At 44.2% G+C, this 7,387-nt stretch carries 6 protein-coding genes; 2 read left to right on the top strand and 4 right to left on the bottom strand.

The features are described from left to right. Nucleotides 1–263: 263 nt before the first annotated feature. Nucleotides 264–1,607, bottom strand: a complete 1,344-nt coding sequence (locus tag LC608_RS35675) for a sugar ABC transporter substrate-binding protein (protein ID WP_229558021.1) — start codon at nt 1,605–1,607, stop codon at nt 264–266. A 151-nt stretch (nt 1,608–1,758) separates the two neighbouring features. On the opposite strand from LC608_RS35675, the gene LC608_RS35670 reads away from it, so the two are divergent. Further along, nucleotides 1,759–2,562: an SDR family NAD(P)-dependent oxidoreductase gene (locus LC608_RS35670; RefSeq protein WP_229558020.1), complete on the top strand. Its 804-nt coding sequence runs from the start codon at nt 1,759–1,761 to the stop codon at nt 2,560–2,562. Between the two features lie 207 nt (nt 2,563–2,769). Beyond that, nucleotides 2,770–3,744, top strand: coding sequence for a sugar-binding transcriptional regulator (locus tag LC608_RS35665; protein ID WP_229558019.1), 975 nt, complete (start codon nt 2,770–2,772; stop codon nt 3,742–3,744). Between the two features lie 25 nt (nt 3,745–3,769). On the opposite strand, the gene LC608_RS35660 is transcribed toward LC608_RS35665, so the two are convergent. The 3 genes from LC608_RS35660 to LC608_RS35650 are packed head-to-tail and all read right to left on the bottom strand — an operon-like array spanning nt 3,770 to nt 5,977. Beyond that, entirely contained in the window at nt 3,770–4,498 is a 729-nt protein-coding gene (locus tag LC608_RS35660) for an HAD family phosphatase (RefSeq protein WP_229558018.1), read from the bottom strand. Continuing rightward, complete coding sequence (locus LC608_RS35655; protein ID WP_374108497.1) at nt 4,479–4,877, bottom strand: hypothetical protein; 399 nt, start codon at nt 4,875–4,877, stop codon at nt 4,479–4,481. The genes LC608_RS35660 and LC608_RS35655 overlap by 20 nt, the downstream gene beginning before the upstream one ends. A 2-nt stretch (nt 4,878–4,879) precedes the next feature. Beyond that, nucleotides 4,880–5,977: a mannitol dehydrogenase family protein gene (locus LC608_RS35650; RefSeq protein WP_229558016.1), complete on the bottom strand. Its 1,098-nt coding sequence runs from the start codon at nt 5,975–5,977 to the stop codon at nt 4,880–4,882. Nucleotides 5,978–7,387: the final 1,410 nt, after the last annotated feature.

Below are 7,387 nucleotides of genomic sequence, written 5' to 3'. Positions count from 1 at the left end.
TATTTCCCACTCTTTGTCTGTCAAATCGCTTGAATATCCCATTTTCAACCAAACCTGACCTTTAAATCCACCTAGCTTCTGTTGATTCTACTCAATCGCCTAAAAGATATCAAATGGGTTCTATAAAGGGGGAAGCCGGAAATCTAGTTCCCTCCCCTTTCCAAGGGGAGGGTTAGGGTGGGGTAAAACCTTGGTTAATCAGCTATTTCAGACTTGTGTGTACACCGTAGCTTTTTAAGGGGGGCTGGGGGGGATCTCCGGGTTCACTCGATATAACCCGTGTGTTTCATAAACCGTTCAGTCGAACTCTGCGATCGCTCCAACGCCTGATCGACTGAAAGGCGATTAGTCAAGGCTGCTGCCATTGTTTGTCCGACTGAAGAACCGATCGCCTGAAATTCGGGAATATCCACATATTGAATACCCTTGTAAGGCGTTGGTTGTGCGGCTGGACGGCTAATATCGGCAGATTGAATTGACTTCAGCACAATCGAAGCAAAGGGTGCAGCTTTTTGATAGTTAGGATTGTTATAGGTGGAAGTCCGCGTACCTGGTGGTACACTAACCCAACCACTTTGGTTAGCAACTAATTGAATGTATTCTTTAGAGGTTGCCCAAGCAACAAACTTTTGAGCAGCTTCGGGAGATTTTGAGGTTTTTGGAACCGCTAGCGCCCAAGCCCAGAGCCAATTCGAGCCGTTTGGATATCTCTCAATTGGTGCACGGGCAAAGCCAAGTTTATCATAAACTTGAGATTCTTTTGGATTGGATAACAACCCTGCGGCAACGGTTGCATCTACCCACATACCGCACTTACCCGTCGAGAATAGCGCCAGATTCTCATTGAATCCATTGGAACTAGCACCCGGTGGGCCATATTTCTTGAGCAAATCAACATAGAAGGCGATCGCTTCTTTCCAGGCTGGAGTATTTATAGTGGGTTGCCACTTCATATCAAACCACTGTCCGCCAAAGGTGTTGACCAATGTGGACACAAATCCCATGTTTTCGCCCCAGCCAGGTTTCCCGCGCAGACAAACACCATAAACTCCATGCGCTGGATCGTGAACCTTACTCGCCCATTCCCTAATTTGGGGATAGGTTGGTTGTTCAGGAACCGTAATCCCTGCTTTTCCAAACAAGTCTTTCCGGTAATACAGCATGGAACTCTCCCCATAGAAAGGCACAGCATAGAGTTTGCCGTTATTGGAAAGCCCTTCTCGGATGGGTTTTATCAGGTCATTCACGTCATAACTTGCGGGTAGATCCAATGGTTTTAACCAATCCCGTCTTGCCCAAATCGGTGTTTCATAGGAACCGATTGTCAAAACATCGAATTGTCCGCCCTGGCTAGCAACGTCTGTGGTAGTGCGTTGGCGCAAGACGTTTTCTTCTAGGACAACCCACCTCACTTGAATATTCGGATTGGCTTGTTCAAAATTGTGGGAAAGCCCTTGCATCACTACCATGTCACCATTATTGACAGTAGCGATCGTCAGTCTTGTTTTCCCTGCTGCTTGCGAACCCGCACAGGCATGTAGCAGTTGTGCCAGTATCACTCCAACGAGGAATGAAACCAAGATTTTAGCGAAGCGAGGCATACGCATCGCACAGCTCCTTTAGTATTAAAATCATATAAAAAAATGATTTTATGCTCTACTATGGGGCAAAGGCCCAATAATTGAATCATACTAGCTCATCTTAAATACTGAACACTTAAACACTATTTGCAACATATATTCACAAGGAGTTGAAGATATGACAGCTAAAGCAAGCTATCACTTTGCTGGCAAGACGATTTTGATTACGGGCGGGGCTGGTGATATCGGTCGAGCTACCGCACAGCGTTTTGCCGCAGATGGTGCAGGTGTAGTACTCCTAGACTTAAACGAAGCGAAGATGGCAGAGGTTTCTCACGAATTAGAAGTTTATAAAATTCCAGTTCTTAGCTTTCGGTGCAACGTCACCGCTTCTGAAGATGTTGCTCAAGCCTTTTCTGCTGCTGTAGAGCAATTTGGGCGGATCGACTATGTTTTTAACAATGCGGGTTATCAAGGAGTATTTGCCAAAACTGACGAGTATCCTGAAGAAGATTTTCAAAAGGTCATTGACATCAATGTTGTCGGAGTTTTTCACGTCCTCAAGGCGGCGGCGCAACACCTACGCAAATCGGGTGGAGGAGCGATCGTTAATATGGCAAGCTATGCAGGAGTGGTTGGCCCTCCAAATATGATCGCTTACTCAGCCTCAAAGTTTGCCGTAATTGGCATAACTCAAACAGCAGCGAAAGACTTGGCTCCCTACCATATTCGGGTGAATGCGCTCTCGCCTGCGCTGATTGGCCCTGGTGTAATGTGGACGCGGCAAACCGAATTACAGGCAGGTGTACGATCGCAGTATTTTGATACCGATCCTCAAGTAGTAGAGCAGCAAATGATTAATTCAGTCCCAATGCGGCGTTTGGGGAGCCTTGAAGAAGTCGCTAACAGTGTGGCATTTCTCATGAGCGAGGAGGCAAGCTACATTACGGGCTTTAATTTGGAGCTTACTGGCGGGCAATAGGGAAAAGGGTATTGCCAAGTTAGTAATGTTGTCAGGCTCCAGGATTATTACTGCAATGTTTTACTGCGCTTGAGTTTATTTCATACCACTTTTATTAACGTAGAATGTGATAACTTATACATATTCTGAGCAAAAAATCCATCTTTGAGCAGATACTCAAATAATTTATCTACTCTTTGGGGGATGCATACTTCCTATAGGTGCAAAATGAAAGAACCCTTCTTAGAGCGTGGCTTGTCCCTTCGGACTCGCAAGTTAGACCAAGCAGCACACGCAGCTTGGCTCTACTACATTGCTGGAAATACACAGGAAGAGATTGCCGCAAAGCTGAACGTGTCCCGGCAAGCGGCACAGCGTTTGGTTGCACTAGCGGTGAGTGAAAAACTGATCAAATTTCGGCTCGATCATCCCCTGAGTGAGTGTATTGCTCTAGCTGAATCACTCAGAGACAAATTTGAATTATCACTGTGTGAAGTGGTTCCAAGTGATGCAGGGAGTGGCGATACATTGAACGGGCTTGGCGTATGTGCTGCTACTCACCTAGAGACGTACCTTGTTGCTAAAACTCCAACAATTTTGGCGTTTTCCACCGGTCGGACTTTGCGATCGATGGTGGATCAAATCCCATCCATGAATCAACCTCAGCATAAGATTGTCTCAATAGTTGGGAATATGTCTCAATATGGGCGTGCAGGTCGTTATGAAGTGGTGATGCATTTGTGCGATCGCGTTGGTTCCCAAGTATATCCAGTTCCGACTCCAGTCGTAGCAACCAGTATTGAAGAACGAGAACTCTTGCAGACTCAGCGATCGTTTATCACCGTAAAAACCCTTGCGGAGCAAGCGAAAGCGACCTTTGTTGGTATTAGCCAAATCGGGTGGAATGCACCGTTACACCAAGACGGATTTATTAATGACGATGAAGTGACCCAATTAATTGAACTGGGGGCAGTTGGGGAAATTGCAGGTTGGGCATACGATCGCCAAGGAATCTTGATTCAAGGTGCAACTAATAGCCGAGTTGCCGGTGTCCCGCTCGAACAAACTGCTCAACGCCTGATTATCGGTATTGCAGGAGGTGTGAAAAAAGTAGAGTCAATTTTGGCGGCTCTGCATGGCAAGTTGATCACGGGACTGATCACTGATGAAGTTGTCGCCCAAGCTATTCTTGACAAAATCTGATTTTTCACACCTACTGTTATCAGCATTACAATAGCCCGATCAGATCGTGCATCCGCTCGATAACTTGCTCGGCACCAGCCGACTCAAGAGCATCTGCACGGCTTTTTCGTTCATCTTCGCTTACATGAGTTCCCCCTACATAACCGATAATCTGCCCAATTCCAGCAGCAACGGCAGCCCTTACCCCACTGATAGAATCTTCAACTGCCACACAAAGAGAAACTTCAACTTCCAGACACTTCACTGCGTGTAGATAGATGTCAGGAAGCGGCTTTGGCCGCCCAATGGGGAGAGAGTCGTGGGCGCTAAATATCTGCTCACTTGGGAAATAGTCGGTCAAGGCAGCAGAAGCAAGGCAAGCATTCAGGCGCTGGAAGCTGCTGTTACTTACTAGTGCATATTCAAATCCGTCGTCGCGCAGGTAAGAGAGAACTTCAGGCGTTCCTTCAGTCGCTTTAGCCTCTACACTAAGCCGTTCAATCGCTCTCTTTTCTTCCTCAGCCACTAGCCTATCGATATCTCGCTCATTAAGAGTAGTTAATGAGTCTGGATATATCTTCTTGAGTATTTCCCTGTAAGGTTTCCCTGCGAAGTTTTTAACAAAGTCCCCAAGCTCATAGTGTTGAGCGCCAGCGAATTCATGAGCCACTTCATTGGTCAGCCTCCAAGCGCTCTCAAGTGCTATGGTTTCACTATCAACGACAGTTCCATCGTGATCGAAAAGTATCACCTTATCATGCTGAAGCGGTTTCATTTAAAAGGTCTCCCTCACTGCAATTTTTAAGCGTAGCTAATAGTCCGTGGGTCTGGATATCGAGCATTGCTTGGTAGCATTCATCATCTACTACCTTTGTATGTTCGCAATTTTCCAATCCCAGAATGCCGCTAATCACCGCACCTTGTTGAATCGCTGTAACTGCGCTTTGGGTATCCTTGGCATGATAAGGCTGACCAGACTCGCTCGCCCCCTCTCGGACTGCAAGAAGCCACGCCGCAACGGGAAGTATAATCCGCTTCATGCTGACCTTTCGGCTGTAAGCATCCTGAAGTATGGGAAATATATACTTGCCTACCTTCCTACAGGTTTCTGAAGAGATTCTCTCAGTAGTATCAGGAAGAGCCTCGTTACTCAACCTTAGTAATAAGCCATATATTGTTCACACATGTGACGAGGCACGGGTGTCGCTGCTGCGATATCGTCCATCAGAAGCCGGGTAAATAAGTGGAATTCCGGTTGCCTGATTGCGTCATGCATATACTTTATACCCGCTCTTACAGCTAAACAGGCTACGAAGGAGTGGACTGCATTTAAGAATCTCGACTTCATATATAGAAAGGGAGTGATGTCGTTAGTCATAGTCACCCCCGCATCTTCCCACTTGGGCCGATCACCTGTGAAGTTGTCCTCTACGACAAACTGCCAAAATGGTTCTGTTACAATGGGGGCGCGATCGCGCACCTGCAACAGTCGGTTGGGATAGTTATAGTCAGATTCCTGCTCTTGAGGCACAATCCTATCTACAACCGTATTCGGAAAGGTCGCGTTATCCCTGATGTATTCTGCAAGAGTCGGATCAATCAAGTCAGCATAAGCTAGCACTGCTTTTCGTAGAATCTCCCCGTTTCTTGGCAGGTTATCGCAAGAAAGGGTGGTGAAGGGGGCCATGTTGTAATCGCATCGTCGGCGTAGCGCCTCTACTATAAAGCCAATAGCAGTGGTTGGAGTGGAAGGATTTTGCAGATCGTGCGCGATGTCTTCATTCGCTGTGTCGAGATTAAAATTCTTGTCTAGATGGTAGCCCCCTTGAGTAATTGTCAGAGTCACCAGATGCACAGAGGGAGACGCCATTTTTTCCAGCACATACTCGCACTTCTCTCTACCATTAACGATTTCCCTGATAGAACCGATAACTTCCGCTTCCTCACGATTTTTAGCGCAACTAGAGTGTTTGGTCAAAGTGTAAAGGAATCTCTGGGGTTTTAACGTCGTAATGGTGCGTTGGCTCTTGAGGCTAACTCCACAAATCCCCCATCTCTGCTCTGGTGAACCCTTCTGTGCAAGATAGTTATGTATTATGTAAGCGAGGTGGCCCCTAAAAAAACGACCTGGACCGAAATGGACGATACCAGTATTAAGCGCTCTCCTGTCGTAAGGAGACTGTTCCCCCCACAAACCAGTTATAGTACCGAGGCGATGACTCGAAACACTGGGCGGTCTGAGTAAGTTAACCATCAGACTTCTTAATTAAATAAGTGGATAATCAGGTAAAAACAGTAGGTCAATCGAGGTGTAGCTAATGACCTACAAGCGGCACAAATACCTTAAAGTACGAAAATTTTAGGCACACTTTATCTATGGCATCCACAAGGAAACGTTTAGCCACAGAATAAGTATGGTGCAACAGAAAATGAAGAAATCAGGTGAAGCTAATTAAGTATTAAATATCAAGTAGTGAGGCATAGTTATTTACTCCTTAAAAACTTGAAATAGAAGGTCATGTTTTAATAAACTGCGGATGTCGCTTTTTGGCCAAGTCTATTCTTTAGATGAAAATCAGAACCGGAATATTATTCTGATTTTCTGTTCTTTGGATTTATTTTTGTTTTACTTGTATTGATAATTTTTCTATAGGGATTTAGCATTTCAATGATGCTTAAATAGTAGCCACTCTCGATACTGTAATACCCTGTCTATAGGTTTAAACTACAAGCAACCTTAAGGACGATTATCGTGTTAAATAGTTATGTCTATCGGAACACGATAGTTATTTATTTTCAGAGTAATTATATTATGCTCACTAATATTGGCTTAAGATTTCAGCTTTCTTTCATCTGTAGATTTGCATAGGTTAGCTGTAAAAGCTTCAGCAATAAGCAATTATTGCTGAAGCTTTTACATAGTTATTTTTGGAGTTACAGCTTTATGAGTTATACCTCACAAGATTAGTAACTATCTGCTAAAAATGAGCGTCAGCACATACTTATTAACATGCTGAAAATTTTATCGCGCTTTGGTATTAAGACAATATTTTAATATGTAATTAAAAGTAGTACCTGCTTATGATAGCTTTCACAACGGTAAATAAAGATATCACGAAATCCAAAAGGAGCTAGCCTACAAAAGCGCTATCACATAGGCAGTCACCAAAGATAAATCAAAAATTAATAAACGCTTGTCATATTAGAACGATAGACGGCTTCCCATAAAGTTCCTTTTAGAGAATACTAAGTAATACTTGTGCGCGGTTGTGGCTACGAATAATTTAGGATTACTGTAGTTACATGATGAATTTAAAACTTGTGATTGATCAAAACAATAATATTGGCGTCATTTGTCAGAATTCAATTAAATATTATCTTTATGTCCGAAAATATAGACAGCGACACCAGAAATTGAGTCCATGAATGTCTGGATAAACTGCGCGCACCCTCAGCAATCATAGATTTGGTGGTCAACTTTCATAGTGAGAGTCTGAATGGAAACTGCAATTAATTTTTAATAATAGGTTATGGTTTAGGGACTTCCAAGAAATAAAATATACAACTAGTAAGAATGATAATCATTATAATGAGGGGAGGTCTTGGGTTGCCAACGGCAACCCAAGACCTCCCCAAATACACATGGAAAATCTGCACTTTCCTG

The organism is Nostoc sp. XA010 (genome assembly GCF_020829625.1).
GTDB lineage: Bacteria > Cyanobacteriota > Cyanobacteriia > Cyanobacteriales > Nostocaceae > Nostoc.
This window is presented reverse-complemented; position numbering and strand designations above follow the sequence as displayed.